Genomic DNA, 25948 nt, shown 5'->3' with positions numbered 1-25948 from the left:
CAAGAGAGCCCAGGCATTCGGCCCCGGGCACCGCGCAGTGAGAGAAAGGGGATCCCATCTATGGCACTCGAAGCTAATGCAAAGAAGGCGATCATCGAAAAGTACGCTACCCACCCAGGCGACACCGGGTCCCCCGAAGTTCAGATTGCAATGCTCACGCAGCGCATCCTGGACCTCACGGAGCACCTGAAAGAGCACAAGCACGACCACCACTCGCGTCGTGGTCTGCTCCTCATGGTTGGTCAGCGCCGTCGTCTGCTCGGTTACCTGTCGGATGTCGACATCACTCGGTACCGCACGCTGATCGGCAGCCTCGGACTGCGCCGCTAAGGCACTTTTCGAAGACACCGCGATCTTCTTACAAGCGGGCCGTCACCTTCCGGGTGGCGGCCCGTTAGCGTGTCCGGGGCGGGGAACCGGGAATATCTCCGGGCCCGGCGCGGTTTCCCCCACCGATGTCTACCTCCGCGCTGAGCCTCTCCGTGCTCGATCTGATCCCCGTCCGCACCTCGCAAAGCTCCGCTGAGGCGATCGCGGCAGCCGTGCACCTCGCCCAGAGCGCGGACCGGCTCGGCTACACCCGATACTGGGTCGCGGAGCACCACAACATGCAGGCGGTCGCGTCGACGAACCCGCCCGTGCTGATCGGTATCCTCGCGGCGCAGACCGAACGCATCCGGGTCGGCTCCGGGGGCGTCATGCTGCCCAACCACTCTCCGCTCGTGATCGCCGAGCAGTTCGGCATCCTCGAGGCGGCCTTCCCCGGGCGCATTGACCTCGGGCTGGGCCGTGCGCCCGGCAGCGACCCGATGATCACCGCACTGCTGCGCTCGAGCGGAGCAGTGAGCGAGGTCGACGCGTTTCCGCGCAACATCGCCGACATCGCGGCGCTGCTGCACCCCGACGGGGCCTCGCTCAGCCTCACCTCCGGTCAGGACTACACCCTGCACGCGACTCCCGCCGCCACCGGGATGCCCGAAATCTGGCTGCTTGGCTCCAGCGACTACTCGGCCCGGCTCGCCGCCCGGCAGGGCATGCCCTACGTGTTCGCCAACCACTTCGCCGGCGACGGCACCACAGCGGCCCTCGAGCTGTACCGACGCGGGTTCACCCCCAGCGAGACCCTCGACGCCCCCCGCACCATCCTCACCCTGAACGTGTCGGTCGCCGAGACCCGGGTCGAGGCCCTCGCCCTCGCCCTGCCGCAGATGCAGCAGATGGCGCGCCTGAGATCGGGCCTGCCGCTCGGCCCGCTCGCGACGGTCGAAGAGGCCGCCGCCGCACCGATGGCGCCGGCGCTGCTCCAGATGATCGAACGGATGGCCGCGGCCTGGATCATCGACGAGCCCGGCGCCGCGGCCGCGCGCATCCGTGCCCTCGCGGCGAAGTTCGGGGTCGACGAGGTCATGCTGCAGCCGATCGCCTCCGCTCACACGGGCGCCGACGCGGCGACCTCACCCGGGCGTGCGCGCACGCTGGAACTGCTCGCCGCCGAGCTTTTCACCGGAGAGCAACTCGCGGCCGAGGAACTCGCGGCGGTCTAGACGAGTGAACCCCCACAGCCGTGGGCGGGATGGCGTCGAGGGCTGGGGGTTCGGGGGCGGTTGCCGCGGTGCAGTGACTCCGTCCAGAACGAATTCGACGGAGATTGTGGCCGTATCGGCCCCGAATACTCCGATAAAGCCGTTTTACGGCAGAATCTCCGTCGAATTGGTTCGACGCCGCACACGGTGCTCCGCCGGATGACCAGCGTCCACACGGTGCAGTCAGCTTCGACTCTCCGGGAGCCACAGGACCAATCGACGGTGACTCACTCGGCAGAACCGAGATCCGTTCAGGCGTCCGGCTCCGTCATGTCGACCACGTGCGACTTGACGTGGGCCTTCAGTGCCTCGATGCCCTTGAGGGCCTCCGCCTTGGAGTGATAGCTTTCGGAGGTCGCGATCACTTCGCCGTTGTTGGCCTTCAGCCGAAACTGGTATCCGCCGGATCGTTCCGCGTAGAGCTCATATTTCCCGGACATCACACACTCTTTTCTTCATCATCGAAAAACGTCGACGGACGCATTGCCGTTGGAAAAACCCTACCGCCCCCGTTGGCGCGCGAGACCCTCAACCGAGACCGAGCAGCCGGAGCCCGGCGGCCGCTGCCGCGCCCGCGATGACCACCGCCAGGAACGGGGCCTTGAACCAGAGCGCAATCGCCGCTACGACGAGCGCCCCGAGCCGGGCGTCGACGACGAGGTCCTGGCCGGTGGCCACGGTGTTCGCGACCGTCAGGGAAGTCAGCAGGCCGATCGTGAGGACGCCGGCGACGCGGGCGATGCGCGCGTTGGTGACCCACTTCTGCGGCACGAGATAGCCGAGCAGCTTCGTGATGAACGCCGCCGCGCAGGCCACGAGGATCCAGAACCAGACGCTCATCGGGGAGCCTGCGCATCCGTCGAACCGGGTGCATCGGGTGGACCGGGATAGGGGTCGACGTCGGGCTCGAGACCCTCGCCCGCCGGCCCGTGCCGAAAACCGAACCAGCCGATGGCACCGGCGACGACAGCCGCCACGAGGATGGGCACGCCCGGCGAAACGAGCGGCACGGTCAGTACGGTGGCCAGCGCGCAGACCGCGGCGATCGCCCCGGCCTCCTTCGACCGCAGCCGCGGCCAGAGCAGCCCGAGGAACGCCGCGACCGCCGCGCCGTCGAGGCCCCACTGTTTCGGGTCGCCCACGGCGTCGCCCGCGAGCGCCCCGATCAGGGTGAATACGTTCCACAACACGAAGATGCCGAGACCAGCGACCCAGAACCCCCGCTTCTGCTCGACGAGCACGGTCTGCCCGGTGCTCGTGGCAAGCGATTCGTCGATGGTGACCTGGGCGGCGGCGAAGCGGCGCCAGCCACGAGGGTGCAGCAGGGCGTTCAACTGCATCCCGTAGACCGCGTTACGGATGCCGAGGAGCGCCGCCGCGCCGGCGGCTGCCGCACCGCTGCCGCCGCCGGCGATCACCCCGATGAACGCGAACTGGGAGCCCCCGGAGAACAGGAGCAGACTCAGCGCCGAGGTCTGCCAGATGTCGAGCCCCGACGACACCGACAGGGCGCCGAACGAGATGCCGTAGAGGCCGGTGGCCACCGCGATCGACAGGCCGACCCTGGCCCCGGGGGAGTGGCAGAGGGTGGTGGGCACCGCTCAATGCTAGGGGGTGCGGCCCCCGGGTCTGCGGGGTCCGGGGTCGGGGAAGCCCGGCGGGGGCCTAGCATTGACCAATACCCAACGGAACGGAAGCACCCAGTTATGAGCGTCTGGCGCACCAAGAGCATTGAGGCCTCCATGGCCGACTCCCTCGAGAAGGGGCACAGCCTCAAGCGCACGCTGGGCACCTGGGACCTCATGATCATGGGCGTCGCGGTTGCCGTCGGTGCCGGGATCTTCTCGGTCGGTGCGAAGGCGGCCGGCAGCTACGCCGGGCCATCCGTCACCCTGGCGTTCCTCCTCGCCGCGGTCACCTGCGCGCTCGCCATCATGTGTTACGCGGAGTTCGCCTCGGCGGTTCCCGTGGCCGGCTCGGCGTACACCTTCACCTATGCGACCCTCGGCGAGCTGCTCGCCTGGATCATCGGCTGGGACCTGATCCTCGAGATGCTGACCGCCGCGGCCGTGATCGCCAAATATTGGGGCATCTACCTGAGTGAGGTCTTCGAACTCTGGAACTGGGATGTCCCGGCCACGATCGCGGTCTTCGGACTGCAGGTCAGCTGGGGCGCGTTCGTGATCGTCGCAATCTTCACCACCCTCCTGGTGCTGGGCACCAAGCTGTCTGCTCGCGTCGCCAGCATCTTCACCATCCTCAAGGTGGCGATCGTGGTGTTCGTGATCGTCGTGGGTGCCTTCTTCATCAATCCGAAGAACTACACGCCGTTCATCCCCGAGGCCGTGCCCTCCGCGGGCGGCGACGGCGACGTCTGGATGCAATCCCTTTTCTCGTTCATGACCGGTGCCCAGCCGGCCCAGTACGGACTGTTCGGTCTGCTCGCCGGCGCCTCGTTGGTCTTCTTCGCGTTCATCGGCTTCGACGTGGTCGCCACCAGCGCCGAAGAGGTCAAGAACCCGCAAACGACCCTGCCGCGCGGCATCTTCGCCGGTCTGGCCATCGTCACGGTGCTGTACCTCGGCGTCAGCCTCGTGCTCACCGGCATGGTGCCGTACACCGTTCTCGCCGACGACCCCAATGCCTCACTCGCGACGGCGTTCATCTCGGTCGGCGCCGGCTGGGCTGCCCAGGTCATCTCGGTCGGCATTCTGGTGGGGCTCACCACCGTGATCATGGTGCTGCTCCTCGGCCTCTCCCGCGTGCTCTTCGCCATGAGCCGCGACGGCCTGCTGCCGCGCGGCCTGAGTGTCACCTCGTCCAAGCGCGGCACCCCCGCCCGGGTGCAGATCATCTCCGGCGCCGCGGTCGCCCTGATCGCCGGGTTCACCGACGTGGGCGTGCTCGAGGAAATGATCAACATCGGCACGCTATCGGCCTTCGTGCTGGTCAGCATCGCCGTGGTCGTTCTGCGCAAGAAGCGCCCCGACCTGCCCCGGGCCTTCAAGGTGCCCTTCTCGCCCTTCCTGCCGATCCTGTCGGCCGCGCTCTGCTTCTGGCTGATGCTCAACCTCACGACGCTCACCTGGGTGCGCTTCGCGGTCTGGCTCGCGATCGGCATCGCGGTGTATTTCCTCTACGGCCGCCGTCACTCCGTCGTCGGTATCGAGGCCAAGCGCGTCTTCGACGAAACCCTCCGCGACGAGGTCCTCGCCGAGGAGAAGGCAGCGCTGGGCAAGTAGCGCGCTTTCGCGGTCGGGGGCCGTCACTGGGGTGACCCCCAGCATCCATCGGGAAGGATGGAGCCATGCTGCACCGCCATCCCGTCCTGTCCCTGGTCACGCTCGCCTATCTGGCGTTCGTGGGCTGGGTGACGCTCGGGCCGCAGCCGCTCGACAGTGGGAACAACGAGCTGCTGCTCCGGGCGCTCCGATTCTTCAACCGGCACGACTCCACCGACTGGATCACCTACGGGCGGGTCGAATTCGCGGCCAACATCGCCATGTTCATCCCGATCGGCGTGTTTCTGCTGCTCCTGCTCGGACGCCGGTTCTGGTGGCTGGCGATCGTCGTGGCCGTCCTACTCACCGGCTCAATCGAGTTCACGCAGCAGTTCCTGCCGACCCGGGTCCCGGATGTGCGCGATCTGGTCGCGAACGGGAGCGGCGCCGTGCTCGGTGTCATCGTCGGCCTCGTCCTTACAGCGTTCAAACTGGTGCGCCGTGAGGAGCCCCGGTCGAGGCGGGTTGCGCCGACCTACAGCCGGTAGAGGCGCGCCTCCCAGGGGCGCAGCACCGGGTTCGAGGACGGTGCGGCGGCATCCGTTGTGGCCGGATAGTTGGCCAGAATCAGATCGGCGCCGGAGACGTCCATCGGAAGCAGGTCGGTGAATGGGGCATCGGATGCGTTCGCGACGACGAGCAGCGTCTCGTCACCCCGGCTGCGAGTGAAGGCGTAGAGCGCGTCGTGGTCGGGTTCGAGCAGGGTGAAATCGCCGAGGGCGACCACCTCGCTCTCATGCCGCAGCGCAATCAGGCGCTGGTAGAAGCGGAACACACTCCGCTCGCTCGCGAGGTCGGCGGCCACGTTCACCGTGACGCTGTTCGGGTTCACGGCCAGCCACGGCGTGCCGGCGCTGAAACCGGCCTGCGGCGAGGCATCCCACTGCATGGGCGTGCGCGCGTTGTCGCGGCCCATGGTCTGCACTCCGGCGAGCACGGTGCCGGGGTCCAGGTCGAACTCTTCCACGGCCTCGCGGTAGTGATTGAGGGATTCGAGGTCACGGTAGTCGTCGATGGAGTCGAACCGCACGTTGGTCATGCCGATCTCCTCGCCCTGGTAGATGTAGGGCGTTCCGCGGTGCAGGTGCAACACCAGGGCCCACAGAGTCGCCGACTCGTAGCGCAAGGAGGTGTCGTTGCCGAAGCGCGACACCAATCGGGGCTGGTCGTGGTTGTTCAGGTAGAGGCTGTTCCAGCCGGTCTCGGCCAGACCCTCCTGCCAGCGTGACAGGCTCTTCTTCAGCGCCGTCAGGCTGCGAGGCAGCACCTCGAACTTGTGCTCGCCCTGGTCGAGGCCCACATGCTCGAACTGGAAGATCATGTCAACCTCGCGCCGGGCCGGGTCGGTGAACAGCAGGGCGTCGTCGGTGCTCACGCCCGGCATCTCGCCGACGGTGAGGTGCCGCCCTCCGCGGCCGTCGAAGACCTCGCGGTGCATCTCCTGCAGAAACTCATGGATCTGCGCCCCCATCGGCGAGCCGCCGCCGGTGGCCGGGGCCGGTCCGTCGATCAGCTCGACCTGCTTGGCGATGAAGTTGATCACGTCCATCCGGAAGCCGTCGACGCCGCGGTCCAGCCACCAGTTCATCATCGCGTAGACGGCCTCGCGCACCTCGGGGTTCTCCCAGTTGAGGTCGGGCTGCTGCTTGGCGAACAGGTGCAGGTAGTACTCATCGGTGGCGGGATCGAGCGTCCAGGCCGGGCCGCTGAAGGCGCTGCCCCAGCCGTTCGGCGGGCCGCCGTCGGCCTGGGGCTTGCGCCACCAGTACCAGTCGCGCTTCGGGTTCGTCAGCGACGAGCGTGATTCCTGGAACCAGGCGTGCTCGTCGCTGGTGTGGTTCACCACCAGGTCCATCACGATCTTGATGCCGCGCTCGTGGGCCTCGACCAGCAGCAGGTCGAACTCCGCCAGGCTGCCGAAGACCGGTTCGATGTCCTGGTAGTCGCTGATGTCGTAGCCGTTGTCATGTTGCGGCGACGGGTAGACCGGAGAGAGCCAGACCGCGTCAACGCCGAGCTCGGCGAGATAGTCGAGCTTCGAACGGATGCCGCCGAGGTCACCGATCCCGTCGCCGTCCGAGTCCGCGAAGCTGCGCGGATACACCTGGTAGACGACGGCGCTGGTCCACCAGGAGGCGCCGGTCGCGGGGGTGGTCGCGGGGGCGGTCATCCCGGACGTTGGTGCGGGTGTCGTCATTTGATCGATCCTCTCATCACGCCGGAGATAACCCAGCGCTGGGCAAAAATGTACACAATCAGCAGCGGGGCCATGGCCATCAGGTATGAGGCGAACGCGGCCGAGTAGTTGGTGTTGAACTGGCCCTGGAACACGAATTGGGAGAGTTGCAGGGTGCGTGCCGCCGGGTCGGAGAGCACGACGAGAGGCAGGATGAAGTCATTCCACGCCCAGACACAGGTGAGGATGCCGACGGTCGCGTTCATCGGGGTCAACAAGGGCAAGATGATCTGCCAGTAAACCCGCCAGGTGGTCGCCCCGTCGGTGTAGGCCGCCTCCTCCAGCTCGATCGGGATCGATTTGATGAACGCGACGTAAATGAAGACGTTGAGCGAGAGCCCGAACACCGCGTAGAGCAAGATCAACCCGACCTGGTTGTCCAGACCGAACAGGGCCGTCTCTTTCACGACTGGGAGCATGATGATCGGGAACGGGATGAAAATGGCGGACAGCAGGTAGAAGTAGACGCCCGTGAAGAACGGCTTGTGCAGGTTGCGGGCGATCGCGTACGCCACGAGCGAGTTCGTCAGCAGGGTGAGGATGACGGCGCCGACGGTGATCAGGGCCGTGTTCATCAGCGCCTGCGGGAATTTGGTCAGCGTCCAGGCGTCGGCGAAGTTCTCCCAGTGGACGCTGGTGGGGAGCGCGAACCCGGTGCCGCCGAGCTGGTCGGGGGTCTTCAGCGCGGTGATCACGGCGAAGTAGAGCGGCACCAGCACGGTGATCGCGCAGACCGCAATCAGCACGGTGGCCCACCAGTTGATCCGGGTGCGGTTGTCTTTGATGCGCCGGACACCGCGCGGGTCACGGGCCGCCCGGGGGGATGCGGGTTCGACCGTGGCGGGGGAGTCGATGGTGATAGCCATTAGAAGTCGGCCTCCGTGCGCTGAAGAACTCGGAACTGCAGGAACGAGACGAGCATGATCACGATGACGAACAGCACCGCGTTGGCGGGATGGCCGTCCACGCCCAGTCCGGGTTGGTGAGGATGTTGTCACGGAACACCGGGACGTTCGACAGGATCCGGGGGAGCGAATTGGCGAAGAAATACTGGAAGACGTACCCGACGACCAGGATCGCCAGCACGTAGGGGATGAAGAAGATGCCGCGAAAGGTGGACTGGAACGCGATCTTCGCGTTGAGTCCGACCGCGATGGCCAGCGAGATCACGTTGGTGAGGATGGTGGCGACGATGGCGAAGCCGAAGGTGAAGCCATAGGCCTTCAGTACCCGGTCGTCCTGGAACAGGGCGATGAAGTTGCCGAACCCGACGAAGTCCCACGAGCCGAAGCCTGCGTAGTTGGTGAAGGAGAAGAAGATGCCGATGAGTACCGGGACGGTGTGCAGCAGCGCGAAGACGGCGACCGCGGGGACGACCATCCAGTAGAAGGCGCGCGGGGTGGCGCCGACGCGTCGCCGCGCCGTGCTCGGCCGCGACGCTCGGGGCGTCTGCTCCGGCCGGGGCCGGGTCAGGACGGAAGTAGCCATCAGTTAGTCTCCGCTTCGTGTCGAGGTGGTGCGTGACGCGACCTTGCGCCATTCGTTGTCGAGGGTGGCCAGCGCTTTCGCGCTGTTCTCGTCGGTCAGGAACTGCTGAACGATGGGCCCGAGCGGGATGCTCGCCGGGATCTGGTGATCGACGAAACCGGTGATCCGGCCGGCCTGGAAGTACGGTTGCAGTTCCGCCAGGGCCGGGTTGGTGCTCTCGGCCGCGTCCCGGGCCGTCGAGAACATGTTCTGTGAGGCTGCGAAGGAGTTCTGCACCTCCTCCTGGAAGAGGAAGTCCACGAAAAGTCGGGCTTCGGCGAGGCGCGGTGTGTCGCGGCCGATGGCAATGGCCACGTCGACACCGGAGACGAGCTCGATGTCGGCCGGGTCATCCGTCACAGGGTAGGGGAAACCGCCGACGCTGATGTCGGGGTTGTTGGCCAGGATCGGGCTGAGGGCCCAGATCCCCTGCATCAGCATGGCCGATTCGCCGTTCGCGAAAGCCAGGTTGCCGTCTTCGTACGTGCGGCCGAGGTAGCCGTCCAGCGCGTAGGAATACAGCGTCTGCAGCTTCTCGAACGTCTCGTCGTAGTTCTTCGCGAACGAGACGGCCGAGTCGGGACCCACCTCCTCACCCTCCGCGCGGAGATCGGGGAAGAAATCGTCGCCGCCGAGTTGGGCGCCGATACCGTTCAGGGAGGATTGCACCGTCCATGCGTCGGCCGCGGTGCCGTAGAACGGGGCGATACCGGCCGCCTGGAGCGTGTCGCAGGCGGCGATCAGCTCGTCCCAGGTGGTGGGGATCTCGATGCCCTGCGCGGCGAAGATGTCACGGTTGTAGAGAACGCCGTTGCCGTTGTTCGCGAAGCCGAGGGCATTCACCTCGTTCTCGTAGGAGCCGAGGGCCCCGACGATGTCCTGAACGGCCGGGTTGATCCGGTCGAGAACGGGGTCGTCACTGAAGTCGTGGAAGACACCGGCCCGCGCCAGCTGGCCGAAGTTCCCTGATCCGTTCAGACTGATCACATCGGGCACCTTGTTCTTGACCAGCAGGGTGCGGATGGCGGTGTCCGCATCGGGGACGGCGTTCTGGGTCACCCGGATGTCGGGGTTCTCTGCCTCGAAATCGGCGATGATGCCGTCGAAGTCCGCGATGGCCTCGGACTTGAACTGGAAGAAGTCGAGGGTGACGACGTCGCTCTGACCCGGGGCGCAGCCGCTGAGGGCGCCGAGCCCGAGCGTACCGGCCAGGAGGAGTGCCACGGGTCGCCGGAGCGTCCGCAACCTCCTCGACCGGTGGCGTCGCCGGGCGGGTGTCTGGTACGTCGTTGTATCCGTCATTGCGGGGCTCCTTAGGCCGTCATGTCGCTGCATGAATCTTTCTACGGCAAAAAGAATAGGACGACAATTGCCGCTCTCGCGGGATGAAAAGTCTGCTAGGGCCAGAGCATTCATGCCACTATGGAATAAATGGCACCTCAGGGAGCGGATATGACCACGGATGCGGCGTCGACAGTGAGCGAGACCTCCCGGGAACTCGCGCGAGCCGTGCTCATCCACGGCCCGATCTCCCGCAGCGACCTCGGCCGTCGCCTGGGACTGTCACCGGCCAGCCTGACGCGGTTGAGCAAGCCGTTTCTCGATTGTGGCCTGTTCGTCGAGGGCAGCGAAGACCGCGACGGAACCGTCGGGCGCCCGGCCCGGCCCTTGGACGTCCGGGTGGATGCCAGTCGGTTCGTCGGGGTGAAACTCACCGGCGACGACGTCTTCGCGGTGCTCACCGACCTGCGGGCCAACGAGGTGGGCTCGGCCCGGCGGGTGCTCGCCGATCACACTGTCGAGCACGTTGTGGCCCGAATCGACGAGGTCGTGCGCGAGCTCGGCGGCCCGGATGGGCTGTCGGCGCTCGGCGTCTGCGTGGGTGGGCATGTCACCGACGCCCGGGTCGTGACCCGGGCGCCGTTCCTGGGCTGGCACGACGTGGACCTGGCCACGCGGCTCGAGCGACTGCTCGGAATTCCGGTCACGATCGAGAACGATGTCGTCGCGCTCACCTCCGCCGAGCAGTGGTTCGGAGCGGTCCGGGGTGCCCCGACCTTCGCGGTTCTGACCATCGGCGTCGGCGTCGGTTACGGACTGGTCGTCAACGACCAGGTGATCGTGACGGCCGACAGCGGCCTGGGCCTCGGTGGGCACATCCCGCTCGACCCGAACGGGCCGCTCTGCCCGGAAGGACACCGCGGCTGCTCGCAGGCAATGCTCACGAGCCAGAGCGTTTCTGCCCAGGTCAGCGTGGCCCTCGGCCGCGAGGTCGACTACGACGAGGTGCTCCGGCTCGCGGTGGAGGGGAACCGGGCTGCGGCATCCGTCGTCACCGCCACCGGTCGCGGACTGGGCCGATTGATCGCGGTGATCGCCAATATCGGGATGCTCGACACGATCGTGCTCTCCGGCGAGGGGATGCCACTGTGGGCGCTGGCATCCGAGGAGGTCATCGCCGCTGCCCGCGCCGACCGCGACCCGGATGCGACACCGCTGACGATCGTCGTTGACGACAGCGGGGTCTCCTCCTGGGCCCGCGGGGCCGCGGCTGTTGCCATCCAGCGCTCGCTCGGCCGATTGGCCGCTGCCGCCAGCGAATAGAATCGTCCATGCGCGCTGCGCGCCGCGCGAGTGGGAGGCTGCACATGGAATTCGGGATCTTCACCGTCGGTGACCTCACGGTCAACCCCACGACGGGCCACACCCCCACCGAGCACGAGCGCATCACGGCCATGGTCGCCATCGCCGAGAAGGCCGAAGAGGTCGGCCTCGACGTCTTCGCCGCCGGCGAGCACCACAACCCGCCCTTCGTGCCCTCGTCGCCGACGACGCTGCTCGGCTACATCGCCGCGAAGACCGAGCGCATCATCCTCTCCACGGCCACGACATTGATCACGACGAACGACCCGGTCAAGATCGCCGAAGACTTCGCCATGCTCCAGCACCTCTCCGGTGGGCGGGTCGACCTGATGCTCGGTCGCGGCAACACCGGCCCGGTCTACCCGTGGTTCGGCCAGGACGTGCGCCAGGGCATCCCGCTGGCGCTGGAGAACTACGCGCTGCTGCGCCGGTTGTGGCGCGAGGACGTCGTGGACTGGGAGGGCCAGTTCCGCACCCCGCTGCAGGGGTTCCAGTCGACGCCGCGCCCGCTCGACGGGGTGCCGCCGTTCGTCTGGCACGCCAGCATCCGCAGCCCGGAGATCGCCGAGCAGGCCGCGTTCTACGGTGACGGCTTCTTCGCCAACAACATCTTTTGGCCCAGGGAGCACTACCTCAAGCTGATCGGGCTCTACCGGGCCCGGTTCGAGCACTACGGCCACGGTCGAGCCGACCAGGCCATTGTGGGCCTCGGCGGGCAGGTCTATATGCGCACGAACTCGCAGGACGCCGTCGACGAATTCCGGCCCTACTTCGACAACGCCCCGGTCTACGGCCACGGCCCGAGCCTCGAGGAGTTCACCGAGCAGACGCCGCTGACCGTCGGCAGCCCGCAGCAGATCATCGACCGCTACGCCGGCATGCGCGACTACTTCGGCGACTACCAGCGTCAGCTCTTCCTGATCGACCACGCCGGACTGCCGTTGAAAACCGTGCTCGATCAGCTCGACATCCTCGGCGGCGAGGTGGTGCCCGTGCTCCGCACGGAGCTGGCCGTGAACCGGCCCGCCCACGTTCCCGACGCACCCACGCACGCCTCGCTGAAGGCCGACGCCGCGATAAGTCGGCTCGCGGCATCCGTCGCCCGCCCGTGACCTCTCCCGCGGAAGCAGACACCATGACCATCGCGCCGCCTCAGCCATCAATGGATGCGCGCCGCGCCTTCTTCGACGCCCGTCCCGCCGCCTCCGTGGCGGTCGACCTCTCCGTGCGAATCGGCAGCCTCACCCTCGCCAACCCGGTCATGCCGGCCTCGGGCTGCTTCGGGCCTTCGCTCGGACGCTTGATCCCGGTCGCCGAGCTTGGCGCCGTGGTCACCAAGACCGTGTTCGGCACCCCGCGCGGCGGCAACGCGGCGCACCGGCTGACCGAGTTCCGGGCCGGGATGGTCAACAGTGTCGGCATCCCGAGCCGCGGGGCCGCCGGCTACCTGGCGTCGCAACACCCGCTCTACCTGGCGCTCGGCGTGCCCGTGATCGTCAGCGTCGGCGGGCACCGTTCGGGCGAGTACGCCCCCGTCGTGCGGGGCCTGCGGGGCGCGGGCGACGCCTACGAGCTCAACGTGTCCTGTCCGAACCTCGACCGCCACGGCACCGACATCGGCTCCGATCCCGACGCCATCGGGAAGGTCGTGCATGCTGTGCGCCTGGAGACCGACAAGCCCCTGATCGTCAAGCTGCCGGTGCTCGTCTCTTCGATCGCGGACTGTGCCCAGGCCGCTGAGGCGGCCGGCGCCGACGCCGTCTGCGTGGCCAACTCGATCCCGGCGCTGCCGCTCACGGCTGCTACGCGGAGCCCCATTCTCGGCAACGTGATTGGCGGTCTGTCCGGCCCGAATATCCGCCCGATCGTGCTGCGGTTGGTCTGGCTGGCCTCCCGAGCGGTCGACATCCCGGTGATCGCCTGCGGCGGGATCGAAATCGCCGACGACGCCCTCGACTACTTCTCGGTCGGCGCCCGCGCCGTGCAGGTCGGCACGGCCAGCTTCGGACGCCCGTTCGCCATGGTCGAAATCGTTCGCGCCCTGCAGGAGCGCTGCGAGGGCGTCGCCGCGGCCGACATCACCGAACTGATCGAATTGTGGAGGGCCTGATGACCGTTACGACCGCCCTCGGGGCCCTCGCCGCCCTGCGCCGCCAGCAGGCGTTCGCCGCGGCCGACGAGGCCGCGCTGGACGGCCTCATCGCGGTGCGCCCGCCCGAACGGATGCCTCGGCCCGACCCGGTCTGGGACGACGCCCGCGTTCTCGTGCACGAGGTCGTGGGAGAGCGGTACCGCCGGCTCGTACTGGCCACCGACACCATTGCGACGACCGCCCTCGCCGGACAGTTCCTGATGATCACCGTGCCCCCCACAGGCGGGGAGCGCATCCTGCTCCCACGCCCGATGGCCATCCACCGCCGCCACCCCGACCAGGGCACCGTGGAGGTCATCTACGGCTCGGCCGGCCGCGGCACCACCGCGCTCACCGACGTACTCGTGGGCGAGAGCCTCCTGGTCACCGGCCCGCTGGGCCGCGGCTTCGAGTTCCCGGATGCCGCCCTCCCGACTGAGACTGGTCCAGAGGCGCCCCGCACGGCCCTGATGATCGGCCGCGGTGTCGGCGTCTGCGCCATCATGGGCTCGGTCGAAGACGCCGCCCGGCTCGGCATCGCCGCCACGGTCGTGCTCAGCGGGAGGTCGCCGGCCAACCTGATCGGCCTGGCCGACTGCGCCGAGCTGGGCGCCACGGCCATCCCCGTCACCGACGACGACGGCTCGAGCGCGCTGCCGGCGCTCGGCGAACGGCTGCGCGGGCTTTTCGCCTGGGCCCCGCCCGACGTCATCCTGGCCTGCGGCGCCGGAGTTCTCGCCCGCCTCGCCGCCGATCTCGGCGCCGAGTGGGGCGCGCCGGTGCAGGTCTCGCTGGAGGCTCACATGGCCTGCGGCCTCGGCTACTGCCACGGATGCGCCGCGCCCGTCGCCACGGATCCCGCCGTCGAGGGGCCGCTGGTCTGCGTCGACGGCCCGGTGTTCGACGCCGTGCTGCCGGACCGGGCCGCGGCCGGGCGCGGGAAACCAGCAGGCTGAACGTCTTCTGTTAGGCTTGAGGAGGTTAATCCTCAGATTGGCCACGCAGAATCACGCTCAGTACGGAGCAGACCGGCAGCGCGCTGGTCCTCGGTGGTGGTTTCCCAACTTGCCGGCAACATCCGCAGTTGGTGAATTTCTACTGGTGGCCAGCTCTCGCACCCTTCTTCTCTGCGTCCAGCTCGCGCGCCATACGGGCAAACGAGTCTTCATCGCCAGAATGGCGAGAAGCAAAAACCAAAGGAGAGAACCCCCATATGGAGGGTCCAGAAATCACGTTCGCCGAAACCGTTATCGATAACGGCAAGTACGGCACACGCACCATCCGTTTCGAAACCGGGCGTCTCGCCCAGCAGGCGCAGGGCTCTGCCGCCGCCTACATCGACGAAGAGACCATGCTTCTCTCCGCCACGAGCGCCAGCAGGCAGCCGAAGGAAAACTTCGACTTCTTCCCCCTCACCATTGACGTCGAAGAGCGCATGTACGCCGCCGGACGCATCCCGGGCAGCTTCTTCCGTCGCGAAGGTCGCCCGTCGACCGAGGCCATCCTCACCTGCCGTCTGATCGACCGGCCGCTGCGCCCGTCCTTCGTCGACGGACTCCGCAACGAGATCCAGGTTGTCGTCACCGTTCTGGCCATCGCGCCGGACGAGTACTACGACGTGCTCGCGATCAACGCGGCCTCGATGTCGACCCAGCTTGCCGGCCTCCCCTTCTCGGGCCCGATCGGTGGCGTTCGCGTCGCCCTCATCCCCGACGAGAACGGCTCCGGCCAGTGGGTTGCCTTCCCGAAGCACTCGCAGATCGTCGACGCCGTGTTCAGCATGGTCGTCGCCGGTCGCGTGGTGACCGACGCCAACGGCGCGCAGGACGTCGCGATCATGATGATCGAGGCCGAAGCCACCGACAACGCCTGGGACCTCATCAAGGGCGGCGCCATCAAGCCGAACGAAGAGGTCATCGCCGAGGGCATCGAAGCCTCGAAGCCCTTCATCAAGCAGCTCATCGAGGCGCAGCAGAAGGTTGCCGCCTCGGCCGCCAAGCCGACCGGCGCCTACCCGGTGTTCCCGTCCTACCAGCCGGCCACCTACGACGCCGTCGCCGCTCTCGCGTACGACCAGTTGAAGGCCGTCTACCAGATTGCCGACAAGATCGAGCGCCAGAATGCGGATGACGCGCTCAAGGCATCTGTCAAGGAGGCCATCGCGGCCAAGGTCGCCGCCGGCGAACTCGACGCCAGCGCGAACAACCAGGTTTCCGCCGCGTACAAGTCGGTCACCAAGCTCGTCGTGCGCTCGCGCGTTCTCAACGAGGGCATCCGCATCGACGGCCGTGGGCTCGCGGACATCCGCCCGCTCGACGCCGAGGTGGCCATCATCCCGCGCGTGCACGGTTCCGCGATCTTCCAGCGCGGCGAGACCCAGATTCTGGGTGTCACCACGCTGAACATGCTCAAGCTCGAGCAGACGATCGACTCCTTGAGCCCGGTCACCAAGAAGCGCTACATGCACAACTACAATTTCCCGCCCTACTCGACCGGTGAAACCGGCCGCGTCGGAACGCCGAAGCGCCGCGAGATCGGCCACGGAGCGCTCGCTGAGCGTGCCCTGGTCCCCGTGCTGCCGACGCGCGAGGAATTCCCCTACGCCATCCGTCAGGTCTCCGAGGCGCTCAGCTCCAACGGATCCACCTCGATGGGTTCCGTCTGTGCCTCGACCCTGTCACTGCTCAACGCCGGTGTGCCGCTGCGCGCACCTGTCGCCGGCATCGCCATGGGCCTCATCTCCGACACCGTTGACGGCAAGACCCGCTACGCGGCTCTCACCGACATCCTCGGCGCCGAAGATGCCCTCGGCGACATGGACTTCAAGGTCGCCGGCACGAGCGAGTTCGTCACCGCGATCCAGCTCGACACGAAGCTCGACGGCATCCCGGCATCCGTTCTCGCCGGCGCGCTCACCCAGGCCAAGGACGCTCGCGCGACCATCCTGGCCGTGCTGAACGCCGCCATCGACCGTCCCGACGAGATGGCACCGACCGCGCCCCGCGTGATCAGCGTCCAGATCCCGGTCGACAAGATCGGCGAGCTGATCGGCCCGAAGGGCAAGATGATCAACTCGATCCAGGACCAGACCGGTGCCGACATCTCCATCGAGGAAGACGGCACGGTGTACATCGGCGCCGTTGACGGACCGTCGGCCGAGGCCGCTCGCGCCATGGTCAACGCCGTCGCGAACCCGACCAACCCGGAGATCGGCGAGCAGTTCCTCGGAACCGTCGTCAAGATCGCCGCGTTCGGCGCATTCGTCTCCCTGCTCCCCGGCAAGGACGGCCTGCTGCACATCAGTGAGGTGCGCAAGCTCGCCGGTGGCAAGCGGGTTGAGAACGTCGAAGACGTGCTCGGCGTGGGCCAGAAGGTCCTCGTGGAGATCACCAAGATTGACGACCGTGGCAAGCTCTCGCTCGCCCCGGTCCTCGACGAGTCGGCTGAGGCCGGCACCGAGGACGCACCGGTTCCGACCGAGGCGTAGTCCGCTAGGTCTACCGACAACCTCTCGCCAGGTTAGTCGGCTAGACGGAAAGCCCGTCCTGCTCCGGCAGGGCGGGCTTTTTGCATCCCGCGGTGGTCGAGCGCCCGCCCCGATGTCTCGCGTGTTCCCGATCCGGCGGCCGATCCCGTCCCCCGCGGCTCAAGACCAGCACCTATTTGAAAGTATTACAGGTTAGCGATATGATCAGACTGTGTCGATGACCGGACTACCCATGGCCCAATTGAAGTCTGACCTCTTCAAGGCTCTCGGGCATCCGTTGCGGGTGCAGGTTCTGGAGCAGTTGGCCGGCGGGGAACGCTCGGTCGGCAGCCTCGCCGAGGTGCTCGGCGCCGAACTGTCGAACCTGTCCCAGCAGCTGGGGGTCCTGCGCCGCGCCGGCGTTGTCGCCACCCGACGAGAGGGCAACACCATCTTTTACGGTCTGCGGGACCCGGGTGTCGCCGAGCTCCTGGCCATCTCCAAACGGATGCTGGTGTCCAGCCTTGAAGACTCCCACGCCCTGCTCCGCACCATCGAGCAGGACTCGCAGTAGCCCGAGCCCTAGGCCCTGCTCCGTCCCGGACGAATTGGTTCGACACCGGGCTATAGCGGACGCGCCGCTAGAGGTCGTTGCCGGCGTAGGACTGGTTGAAGCTCTTGTTCACGAGGGGGAAGTCCGGCACGATCGTCTCGGACAGGGCCACCGGCAGCGCAGGCCAGTTGAAGTAGGACGGGTCGACGACCTTCAGCCGCGTGATGGCGCCGTCTGGCCCCAGTTCGACCCGGTGGCAGATGGTTCCGCGCCAGCCCTCGACGAGGGCAAGGCCGCTCGCCGCACCCGTCGTCGCCGCATCCGTCGTCGCCGCCACCGGAGACGACGCCGCGGCCGCACCACCATGGTGCGCGCCGAGCCGGGCGATGAGGTCGATCGCCACCGCAATGGACACCTCGAACTCGCCCGCGCGCACCCGGTAGCGGCTGAGCACGTCGCCGCCGGTGTCGGTGACCACGTGGAAGTGCTCACCCAGATCGACGAAGGGATGGTCGCGGCGGGCGTCGGCGTCGACACCGGATGCCCGCGCCACATAGCCCAGCGTGCCCATGGCCTCGGCCTGGCTGGTGGGCAGCGGGGCCGTGCCGGTGAACCGGTCCCGCACGATCGCGTGCCCGAGGGTGATCGCGATGATCTCCTGAACGTCGGCGGCGACGCCGCGGAGGGCGGCGGAATCCGGCAGGGCGAGAACGCGTACCCCGCCCACCGACAGCGCCCCGCGCAGGAAGCGGTGGCCGGTGACGGTCTTGTTGATGCGCAGTAGTGTTTCGCGAAGCCGCTGAGTGTGCGAGTTCACGACACCGAACCCCACGTCGTTGGCCAGCGAACCGAGGTCGGAGACGTGGTTGTAGAGGCGTTCGAGTTCGAGCAGCAGGGCGCGCAGCAGACGGTCGGGCTCGGAGATCTCGATGCCGGAGGCCGCCTCGATCGCCATCGTGTAGGCCAGCGTGTGGCCGATGACGGTGTCGCCGGCGATCTGCTCGGCCATATCGATGCCGTCCGCAGGCAGACGACCCTCGAAGAGCCGCTCGACGCCGCGGTGCATGTACCACTGGCGGGCTTCCATCCGCACGATGGTCTCGCCGACCACGGAGAAGCGGAAGTGGCCGGGGTCGATGATGCCGGCGTGGATGGGGCCGACGGCGATCTCGTAGACCCCGGGGCCCTCGACCTCCACGAACGGGAACGACTCGACGTCGGGTTCGAATTCGGGGGTGGCCGTGGCGTCCTTCCGCATCGGGTACCAGCCGCGGGGCCAGTGGCCGTGGCGCACCAACCGGTGGGGCTGAGGGTGGTTCGCCGGCCGCACGCCGAACAGGTCGCGGATGCCGCGCTCGAAGTTGCCGGCCGGGAACGAGAGGTCGGCCAGACTCGGAATCCAGGCGTCGTCATAGGGGACGGGCACGACGAGGTCGATCTGGCGCCGGGGGAAGACGGCGACGAAGGAGTAGACCACGCGCAGCCGGTCGCCGTCGTCGTGGCACGCGACCAGCGCGAGCCGGTTTCCATCGGTCAGCAAGGCGGCGGCTTCGCCCCGGAGTTCGTCGCGCGTGAGCGTGCGCACCTCGGCGGTGGCGGCTCGCACCGGATTCGGGGTCGTCATTGGATTCCTCCCAGAACCTCGGCCGCACGCGTCAGGAGTGTGCCGACCGGCTCCGCTATGAAGGCCACCACCGCGGTGGTGCCCAGGGCGAGGATGAGCGGAAGCATCGGCCCGTGCCCCGACCGGTCCGGCACGAGGGGGTCGTCCGGGTGCGGCTCGGCGTCCGCCAGGGTGACGGTTGCGCTCGGAACGGAGACCGGGACGGCTCCGGTGACGGATGCCGCGGCCCCCGCAGCCGGGACGGCCGCAGCCGGGACGACCAGGACGGCCGTGGCCGCAGGCGCCCCGATCGTCATGGCCACCGTCAACCGGGTGAGGCTGGCGAAGATGACGAGCAGCAGTACCAGGGCGATGCCGACCACCACGCCCAGGCCGGTGGAAAAGCCGGCCACGATGATGCCGACCTCGGAAAAGAAGATGCTGAACGGGGGGAACCCGATCAGAGCGGCCATGGCGATCAGCCAGGGCACGGCCAGCCCCGGCCGCCGCACGAGCAGGGCGCGCACGTCGTCGATCTTCGGAGTGCCCTCGACCTCGAGGATGCGGCCCGAGATCACGAACAGGGTGGCCTTGGTCAGCCCGTGGCCGAGCACGTACAGCAGCACGGCCGGCAGGGCCGCCGGGCCGATGGCCGCGCCGACGGCCATCATGCCCATGTGCTCGATACTGGAGTAGGCCAGCATCCGTTTGAAGTCGCGCTGGCGGATCAGAAGCGCCGCCGCCACGAAGAGGGAGAGCAGCCCGCCGACGCTGAGCATGATGCGCAGGAAGTCCGGCCCGATCACGGCGTCGGTGATGGTCTGGATACGCAGGATGGCGTAGAGGGCGACCGCGAGCAGGACGCCGGACATGAGCCCGGAGACGGGTGCGGGCGCCTGGCTGTGCGCGTCGGGCAGCCAGCTGTGCATGGGGGCGAGCCCGGCCTTGGTGGCGAAGCCGAGCACGGCGAGGGCGCCGCCGGCTCGGATCAGCGCGGGGTCGAGTGGCAGGCCGGCCTGGCTGAGCACGAGCCAGGACAGGGTTGCCTCGCCCGTGCCGCGCGAGGCGGCGTAGATGAGCACGATGCCGAGCAGGGCGATGGCCACGCCGACGGAGCCGAGGATGACGTACTTCCAGGCGGCTTCCAGCGATCGGGGGGTGCGGTGGTGGCCGACCAGGAAGGCCGTGGCGATGGTGGTGGCCTCGACCGCGGCCCACATCAGGCCGATGTTGTCGGCGAGCACCGCGAGGCTCATTGCGGCCAGGAAGATCGAGATCAGGGCGTCGTAGGAGCCGGCGAACCGCGCGGGCTCGGCCGTGGCGTGGCCGAGCCCGCCCCAGGTGGAGACAAGCCCGACGGCGCCGACCACGGTGAGCATGTAGGCGCTGAGCGCGTCGGCGCGGAGCAGCCCGCCGCCCAGTGTGGGAACTTCGTCCGCGAGCACGACGCTCACCAGGAGCAGGCCCGAGATGAGCACGGCGACGCTGGAGGCGACGGGGCTGAGCCGGCGTAGTGCGGGGGAGGGCACGCCGAGGCTCAGTACGGCGAGGAGGGCCGGAATGACCAGAGGGGTCCAGAGGGCGAATGACATCAGTCGTGCAACTTTCTGAGCTGATCGATCTCGGTGTTGCCGAACTTGGTGCGCATACGGCCGGCGAAGACGTAGAGGATGACGACGACCAGCAGCACGTCGAGGGAGATGCCGAGCTCGAGGAATAGCGGCACACCGCCCGAGGTCAGGAACGCGACGGTGGCGATGCCGTTGTCGAGCACGAGGAAGCCGATCAGCTGTGATCCGGCCTGCCGGCGGGTGACCAGCAGCAGGAAACCGATCAGCACCATGGCCAGGCCGATCGGAGCCGCGTGGGCCGAGATGCTGATGTCGCCGGCGAGCACCCGACTGGCCACGACGTAGCTGAGGATGGTCAGAAGCGCCACGGTCAGCAGGGCCGCCGTCGGGTTGAGGCGCGGCGCCTCATCCGTTCGCGTGGTGGCGTGGGTCTCGCGGGCGAGCACCCACGGCAGGCCCATACCCTTGACCAGAAGCACGAGCAGCGAGACGAGGATCACCTCGACCTCGCCCTCCTCCAGGCCGATCACGGCGACCAGCGCGGCCAGCGCGAAGCCCTGCACGCTGAGCAGCCGGATCGACGCCAGCAGCGAGTGCCGCCAGACCATCAGGGCGCTGGTGAGCAGCAGGGTGCCGGTGCAGAGACCGATCAGCTGCGGGTAAATGGTGGTGAACACGGATGCTCCTAAGCGACCAGGTAGGAAGCGGTGACAGCCAGCAGGCCGAGGGCGAACGACCCCGCCAGCAGCTCGGGCACGCGGAACAGCCGCGCCTTGGCCAGGAAGACCTCACCCACGCTGAGCACAACGCCCAGCAGCAGGATTTTCACGGTGACGGTGCCCACGCCGACTATCACGCCGAGCACCGAGAAGTCGGTCATGATTCCCCATGGCACGATCAGGTTGCTGAGCAGGCCGAGCAGGGCGGCCAGCTTGAGCCAGGAGCCGAGTTCGAGCCAGACCAGGTCGCGGCCGGAGGCCTCGAGCACCATGGCCTCGTGCAGCATGGTCACTTCGAGGTGGGTCGACGGGTTGTCGACCGGCAGACGGCTGGTCTCGGCCATGATGGCGATGGCCAGGGCGACCATGGCCAGCAGGCTGACCGGGGAGATGATCACGGCCGGATTCAGGAGCCGGGTCTCCACGATCAGCGAGAGGGTGGAGGTGCCGGCCGGGATGGAGAGCGCGTAGACCGCGAGCAGCAGGGTCGGCTCGACCAGAGCGGCGACGGTCATGTGACGGCTGGAACCCATTCCGCCGAACGCGGTGCCGGCGTCGAGGCCGACCAGGGCCAGGGCCACCACGCCGACCAGCATGATGGAGACGATCACGAACAGGTCGCTGGGGATGAGCGGCAGCGGCAGGGTGCCGACCAGCGGCAGCAGTGCGCAGAGCAGCAGGCTGGAGACCAGGAGGGTGACCGGACCGGCCGCGAGCATCCAGCTGCTGTCGGCGGCGCGCACCGGGTTCTTCGCCAGGAGCTTGCGCACATCGCGCCACGGCTGCCAGATGCCGGAACCGGCCCGGCCTTCGAGGAGGGCCCGCACCTGGCGGATCACGCCGATCAGGAGGGGGGCGAGGAACACGAACAGCACCAGCTGAACCAGGGCGATGATGATCGCCGCGGAGCCGGTCACAGGGACACCACGATCAGAACGGAAAGCAGGGCGACGAAGGAATAGGACAGGTAGCGATGGATACTGCCGTTCTGCGCGCGCCGGGCCAGAATGCCGAACCGTTGCATGAGGTTCAGCACCGGGCGGTAGAGCCGGGTCTCGACCACGTCGGACACGGTCTGTTCCACGTGGACGCGTTCCACCAGGTAGCGGGATTCACCCACGTGGGTGACCTCCACGTCGCGGGTGGGCCGGAGCACGTCGTCGAAGACGCGCACCAGCGGCTCGGCATACGAGGTGGCCGTGTACTGCATCCGCGGCCGCAGCCGTGACCCGCCGCCGGCCCAGGGGAGCGGCGAGGTACGGGTGGGGTGGCGCCGGGCGGAAATGAACAGCGTGATCAGCACGGGCGCGAGCAGCAGGCCGGCCAGCACGATGAAGGTGGTGGGGTCGAGTACGGCGTCGATGCCGCGGGCGTCCAGGCCGGCGAGGCCGATGGTGCGCACGTCGGGGGTGAACGCCGGGCCCACGGCCGAGCCGATGGCCACGGCGAGCGGGCCCGGTAGCAGGCCGAGCCCGACCACGAGGAGGGCGCCGAGCACGAGCGGGATGCGCATGATGACGGGCACCTCGTCGGCCAGTGCGGCCTTCCGGGAGCGCGGGCGGGCCAGGAAGGCGATCCCGTAGGCCTTGACGAAGGTGAGCAGGGCCAGCCCGGCGGTCAGGGCGATCACGGCGACCGCGAGTGGCATGGCCACGGAGGCCGCGACGGAGACGACCTCCCCGTCGACCCGTGAACCGTGGATCAGAGCCTGCAGCAGCATCCACTCGGCGACGAACCCGCTCGTGACGGGCAGGGCCGCGGCGCCCATGGCGGCCCCGCCGAACGCGGCGGCGGTCCAGGGCATCCGGCTGCCGAGGCCGCCGAGCCGGTCGAGATTCATCTCGCCGGCCGCGCGGGCCACGGCGCCGGCCCCGAGGAACAGGGTGGACTTGAACGCGGCGTGGCTGAGCATCAGCAGCAGGGCGGCGACAAGGGCCGCGTCGGCCGCGGCAGCTGCGTTGTCGGCGCGCAGCAAAACGGATGCCCCGAGCCCCAGGAACACCAGCCCCATGTTCTCGGTCGTGGAGTAGGCCAGCAGCACCTTGAGGTTGCTCGCCACGGAGGCCTGCAGAATCCCGTAGAGCGCGGACACCCCGCCGAGCACCATGATCAGCACTCCCCACCAGGCCGGGCCGTTCGGCAGCAGCCGTACGACGACGAGGAGTGCGCCGTAGACGCCGATGTTGACCATCGCGCCGCTCATCGCTGCGGCGACGTGGCCGGGGGCCTCGGGCAGCACCCGCGGAACCCAGACGTGCAGGGGCACGAGCTCAGCCTTGCCGCCGAAGCCGAGCAGCAGCAGCAGGAAGGCCACGCTCGCCTGCCAGGTGAAGGGATCGATGGTGGCGAGGTCGGCGAACCCGGTGCCGCCGGCCAGGCCGGCGAGCATGGCGAAGCCGGCCAGCACGAAGAAGAAGCTCAGCTGCGACATCGCCGAGTACCAGACCAGGGCGGAGGCGACCGTGCCGCGGGTGGCGTGGTGGGCCAGCAGTAGCGCCGTGGAGCCGAGCGTCATGATCTCTAAGAACAGCAGGAACGACACCACGTCGGTTGCGGCCGGCACGAGCTGCATGCCGGAGAGGAACACGGCCATCGACAGCCACGAGGTGCGCGAGGCCGAGGCCACGCGGGCCGAGCCGATCCCGAACAGGGAGGCGAGCACGCCGACGACGGAGACGACCACCATGACCAGTCCGCCGAGGCGGTCGGGGGAGAGCACGAGCGGGTCCATCGGCAGGGCGGTGGGGATGCTCAGCGACCCGGTGCCGCCGGAGAGCGCGATCGCACCGGTGACGACGCCGGCCACGGCGAGCAGGGTGCAGAAAAATCCGCTGACCCGCGAGCGCCATGAAGTGGGTGTGAGCAGGGCCGCGGCGACGGCGACCACGAGCAGCAGGGTCTGGCCGAGCATGCCGGCTTCGAGGGCGGTCATCGACCGGTCATCCGGCGCAGTGCTTCGACGATGACGGCCGGCTCGGGCGGGTTGCCCGGCACGGACAGGTCGACGTGCACGAAGTCCGACACCGGCCCGGCCACGCCGTAACCCTCGGCGAAGACGCCGCCGGTGAAGGCGCAGTCGCCGACCGCGATCACGAAGCGGGGGGTCGGCGTGGCGTCAATGGTGCGGCGCATCGGCTCGATCAGGTTGCGGGTCACGGCACCCGTGATCACGAGCACGTCGGCGTGACGCGGCGACGCGACCAGACGGATGCCGTAGCGTTCGACGTCGTAGACCGGGCCGAACGCGCTCTGCACCTCCATCGCGCAGTCGTTGCAGCTGCCGGCGTTGATGAAGCGCACCTGCACGCTGCCGCCGAAGACCTCGGCGCCGGGGAACAGGGCCGGGGCCGGTGGGGCCGATTCGGCGATGCGGCCACTGGTTCGGATGAGGTTCAGGAGTCGTTTGACGCTCAACTCAGGCTCCGTGTGGCACGATACATCATTACTTCTTTATATACCTATATGATGAATTTATCAAATAGATTGGGGTTATTCTTCGGGCCAGGGCGCGCTGAGGGAGTCCACGGCTTCCTGGGTGTACTCGATCACCGCCGTGAGGAGCTGCTCCATCGAGGTGGACCGCAGCAGTTCGATCTGGTCCAGCGGGCCCAGCGGGGCGATGCCGGCGATCTGCCAGGCGGCCGCCGTCGGATCCCGGGACAGCTCCACCGTCGAGGGCCAGAGCTGGTCGGCGAATTCGCTTGCGAGGGCCAGGGCGCGTCGCACGGCCTGCTCGGCCCGGTCCCGCAGTGGCAGCAGGTCGTCGTCCCAGTCCAGCTCGGCAAGGTCGCGCACCGTGGCCTGGGGGTGCGGGTCTTCGGTCAGCCAGTCGATGACCTCGACCCGGCGTTCGCCCTGGGCGGTCACCCCGACGAATCCCTCGGAGGCCTCGAGTTCGGTGATCTGGGCCACGGTCCCGTAGTGGAACCGCCGCTCGCCGCCGCCGACCTCCTGGCCGCGTTCGATCAGCACCACGCCGAACTCGGCCGGCTCCTCCTTGAGGATGCGCGACAGCATGACCAGGTAGCGGTCCTCGAACACCCGCAGCTGCAGCGGCATATAGGGGAACAGCACCGACCCGAGCGGGAACATCGGCAGGGACGTCACCGGCAGCGCGGTCATGGGCGGGTGCGCTCCAGCAGTGGGGTGATCCGGTAGGGGATCAGCTCGCCCATGGCCAGGGACGTCTCGGTGCGATCGACACCCTCGCAGGCGAGGATGGTGCCGTCGATGCGGAACAGGTCGTCGGCATCCGCACACACCACGCGCACCAGGATGTCGGTCGCCCCGCTCATGCCGTGCGCCTGCACGATTTCCGGAATGCGGGCGAGCTCGGCCACGATCTGGGCGAGGCGTTTCTGCTGCACGTGCACCTCGATGAAGGCCGTCAGCGGATAGCCCAGCGCGACCGGGTTGATGCGGCGGTCGAAGGAGAGGAACGCGTTCGACTCCTCAAGCCTGGCCATGCGCGCCTGCACCGTGTTGCGGGAGAGGCGCAGCTGCTGGGCGAGCGCCACGAACGTGCTGCGCGGTTCGGCGCACAGAGCGCGGAGCAACTGTAAGTCGACTTTGTCCAGACTGTGCATACTGCTCGACGGTAGCAGGCAGGGTGCCCCATGAATAGGGCAAATTGCT

Annotated in this window: 25 protein-coding genes; 10 read left to right on the top strand and 15 right to left on the bottom strand. The window is 68.1% G+C overall.

Going from position 1 to position 25948, the window contains the following annotated elements; genetic code table 11:
* The first annotated feature begins 60 nt into the window (after nt 1–60).
* Both rpsO and CXY81_RS14835 read left to right on the top strand, forming a co-directional pair.
* Entirely contained in the window at nt 61–330 is a 270-nt protein-coding gene (gene rpsO, locus CXY81_RS14840) for a 30S ribosomal protein S15 (protein WP_104101100.1), read from the top strand.
* 125 nt (nt 331–455) lie between these two features.
* Complete coding sequence (locus tag CXY81_RS14835; protein ID WP_104169525.1) at nt 456–1544, top strand: LLM class flavin-dependent oxidoreductase; 1089 nt, start codon at nt 456–458, stop codon at nt 1542–1544.
* Nucleotides 1545–1834: 290 nt separating this feature from the next.
* On the opposite strand, the gene CXY81_RS14830 is transcribed toward CXY81_RS14835, so the two are convergent.
* From CXY81_RS14830 to CXY81_RS14820, 3 genes are all read right to left on the bottom strand, one after another.
* Nucleotides 1835–2023 carry a DUF1508 domain-containing protein gene (locus CXY81_RS14830; protein WP_104101102.1) on the bottom strand — a complete coding sequence of 63 codons (189 nt, stop codon included), beginning with the start codon at nt 2021–2023 and terminating at the stop codon, nt 1835–1837.
* Nucleotides 2024–2111: 88 nt separating this feature from the next.
* Entirely contained in the window at nt 2112–2423 is a 312-nt protein-coding gene (locus CXY81_RS14825; RefSeq protein ID WP_104195311.1) for an AzlD domain-containing protein, read from the bottom strand.
* Nucleotides 2420–3181, bottom strand: a complete 762-nt coding sequence (locus CXY81_RS14820) for an AzlC family ABC transporter permease (protein ID WP_104195310.1) — start codon at nt 3179–3181, stop codon at nt 2420–2422. Before CXY81_RS14820 ends, CXY81_RS14825 begins: the two co-directional genes overlap by 4 nt.
* 108 nt (nt 3182–3289) lie before the next feature.
* Between CXY81_RS14820 and CXY81_RS14815 the strand changes: the two genes are divergently transcribed.
* A complete protein-coding gene (locus CXY81_RS14815; protein WP_104195309.1) occupies nt 3290–4825 on the top strand; it encodes an amino acid permease in 1536 nt (511 codons plus the stop codon).
* A 65-nt stretch (nt 4826–4890) separates the two neighbouring features.
* Nucleotides 4891–5352: a VanZ family protein gene (locus CXY81_RS14810; RefSeq protein WP_104101106.1), complete on the top strand. Its 462-nt coding sequence runs from the start codon at nt 4891–4893 to the stop codon at nt 5350–5352.
* On the opposite strand, the gene CXY81_RS14805 is transcribed toward CXY81_RS14810, so the two are convergent.
* The 4 genes from CXY81_RS14805 to CXY81_RS14790 are packed head-to-tail and all read right to left on the bottom strand — an operon-like array spanning nt 5340 to nt 9851.
* Nucleotides 5340–7061 carry an alpha-glucosidase gene (locus CXY81_RS14805; RefSeq protein ID WP_369828401.1) on the bottom strand — a complete coding sequence of 574 codons (1722 nt, stop codon included), beginning with the start codon at nt 7059–7061 and terminating at the stop codon, nt 5340–5342. The genes CXY81_RS14810 and CXY81_RS14805 overlap by 13 nt on opposite strands.
* Entirely contained in the window at nt 7058–7966 is a 909-nt protein-coding gene (locus CXY81_RS14800; RefSeq protein ID WP_104195307.1) for a carbohydrate ABC transporter permease, read from the bottom strand. Before CXY81_RS14800 ends, CXY81_RS14805 begins: the two co-directional genes overlap by 4 nt.
* A gap of 58 nt (nt 7967–8024) precedes the next feature.
* Complete coding sequence (locus CXY81_RS14795) at nt 8025–8588, bottom strand: carbohydrate ABC transporter permease (protein WP_174843660.1); 564 nt, start codon at nt 8586–8588, stop codon at nt 8025–8027.
* Between the two features lie 3 nt (nt 8589–8591).
* Nucleotides 8592–9851 carry an ABC transporter substrate-binding protein gene (locus CXY81_RS14790; RefSeq protein ID WP_233194202.1) on the bottom strand — a complete coding sequence of 420 codons (1260 nt, stop codon included), beginning with the start codon at nt 9849–9851 and terminating at the stop codon, nt 8592–8594.
* A gap of 207 nt (nt 9852–10058) precedes the next feature.
* Between CXY81_RS14790 and CXY81_RS14785 the strand changes: the two genes are divergently transcribed.
* The 6 genes from CXY81_RS14785 to CXY81_RS14760 all read left to right on the top strand — a co-directional run bounded on the left by CXY81_RS14785 (nt 10059) and on the right by CXY81_RS14760 (nt 17441).
* Nucleotides 10059–11231, top strand: coding sequence for an ROK family transcriptional regulator (locus CXY81_RS14785; RefSeq protein WP_233194201.1), 1173 nt, complete (start codon nt 10059–10061; stop codon nt 11229–11231).
* 44 nt (nt 11232–11275) lie between these two features.
* The gene (locus tag CXY81_RS14780; protein ID WP_104195304.1) at nt 11276–12382 is read left to right on the top strand and encodes an LLM class flavin-dependent oxidoreductase; all 1107 of its coding nucleotides are present in this window, start codon (nt 11276–11278) and stop codon (nt 12380–12382) included.
* A gap of 23 nt (nt 12383–12405) precedes the next feature.
* Nucleotides 12406–13380: a dihydroorotate dehydrogenase gene (locus CXY81_RS14775; protein WP_104195303.1), complete on the top strand. Its 975-nt coding sequence runs from the start codon at nt 12406–12408 to the stop codon at nt 13378–13380.
* On the top strand, nt 13380–14357 hold the full coding sequence (locus CXY81_RS14770) for a dihydroorotate oxidase electron transfer subunit (RefSeq protein WP_199183073.1): 978 nt from the start codon (nt 13380–13382) through the stop codon (nt 14355–14357). Before CXY81_RS14775 ends, CXY81_RS14770 begins: the two co-directional genes overlap by 1 nt.
* Before the next feature lie 257 nt (nt 14358–14614).
* Nucleotides 14615–16888, top strand: coding sequence for a polyribonucleotide nucleotidyltransferase (locus CXY81_RS14765; protein ID WP_104195302.1), 2274 nt, complete (start codon nt 14615–14617; stop codon nt 16886–16888).
* A 217-nt stretch (nt 16889–17105) separates the two neighbouring features.
* Complete coding sequence (locus CXY81_RS14760; protein WP_104195301.1) at nt 17106–17441, top strand: metalloregulator ArsR/SmtB family transcription factor; 336 nt, start codon at nt 17106–17108, stop codon at nt 17439–17441.
* Nucleotides 17442–17508: 67 nt separating this feature from the next.
* On the opposite strand, the gene CXY81_RS14755 is transcribed toward CXY81_RS14760, so the two are convergent.
* From CXY81_RS14755 to CXY81_RS14720, 8 genes are all read right to left on the bottom strand, one after another.
* Nucleotides 17509–19044 (bottom strand): NADH-quinone oxidoreductase subunit C, encoded by a 1536-nt coding sequence (locus CXY81_RS14755; RefSeq protein ID WP_104195300.1) that lies wholly within the window; start codon nt 19042–19044, stop codon nt 17509–17511.
* On the bottom strand, nt 19041–20615 hold the full coding sequence (locus CXY81_RS14750) for a proton-conducting transporter membrane subunit (protein ID WP_104195299.1): 1575 nt from the start codon (nt 20613–20615) through the stop codon (nt 19041–19043). The genes CXY81_RS14755 and CXY81_RS14750 overlap by 4 nt, the downstream gene beginning before the upstream one ends.
* Nucleotides 20615–21271, bottom strand: coding sequence for a hypothetical protein (locus CXY81_RS14745; protein ID WP_104101117.1), 657 nt, complete (start codon nt 21269–21271; stop codon nt 20615–20617). Before CXY81_RS14745 ends, CXY81_RS14750 begins: the two co-directional genes overlap by 1 nt.
* 8 nt (nt 21272–21279) lie before the next feature.
* The gene (locus tag CXY81_RS14740) at nt 21280–22230 is read right to left on the bottom strand and encodes a respiratory chain complex I subunit 1 family protein (protein ID WP_104169537.1); all 951 of its coding nucleotides are present in this window, start codon (nt 22228–22230) and stop codon (nt 21280–21282) included.
* Nucleotides 22227–24245, bottom strand: a complete 2019-nt coding sequence (locus CXY81_RS14735; RefSeq protein ID WP_104195298.1) for a proton-conducting transporter membrane subunit — start codon at nt 24243–24245, stop codon at nt 22227–22229. The genes CXY81_RS14740 and CXY81_RS14735 overlap by 4 nt, the downstream gene beginning before the upstream one ends.
* Nucleotides 24242–24727 carry an NADH-quinone oxidoreductase subunit B family protein gene (locus CXY81_RS14730; RefSeq protein ID WP_104195297.1) on the bottom strand — a complete coding sequence of 162 codons (486 nt, stop codon included), beginning with the start codon at nt 24725–24727 and terminating at the stop codon, nt 24242–24244. The genes CXY81_RS14735 and CXY81_RS14730 overlap by 4 nt, the downstream gene beginning before the upstream one ends.
* Nucleotides 24728–24802: 75 nt before the next feature.
* Nucleotides 24803–25435, bottom strand: coding sequence for an LON peptidase substrate-binding domain-containing protein (locus CXY81_RS14725; RefSeq protein WP_233191416.1), 633 nt, complete (start codon nt 25433–25435; stop codon nt 24803–24805).
* A complete protein-coding gene (locus CXY81_RS14720; protein WP_104169540.1) occupies nt 25432–25899 on the bottom strand; it encodes an Lrp/AsnC family transcriptional regulator in 468 nt (155 codons plus the stop codon). The genes CXY81_RS14725 and CXY81_RS14720 overlap by 4 nt, the downstream gene beginning before the upstream one ends.
* Nucleotides 25900–25948 lie beyond the last annotated feature (49 nt).

This window comes from Cryobacterium sp. M25 (assembly GCF_002929635.1).
Classification (GTDB): Bacteria; Actinomycetota; Actinomycetes; order Actinomycetales; family Microbacteriaceae; genus Cryobacterium; species Cryobacterium sandaracinum.
This window is presented reverse-complemented; position numbering and strand designations above follow the sequence as displayed.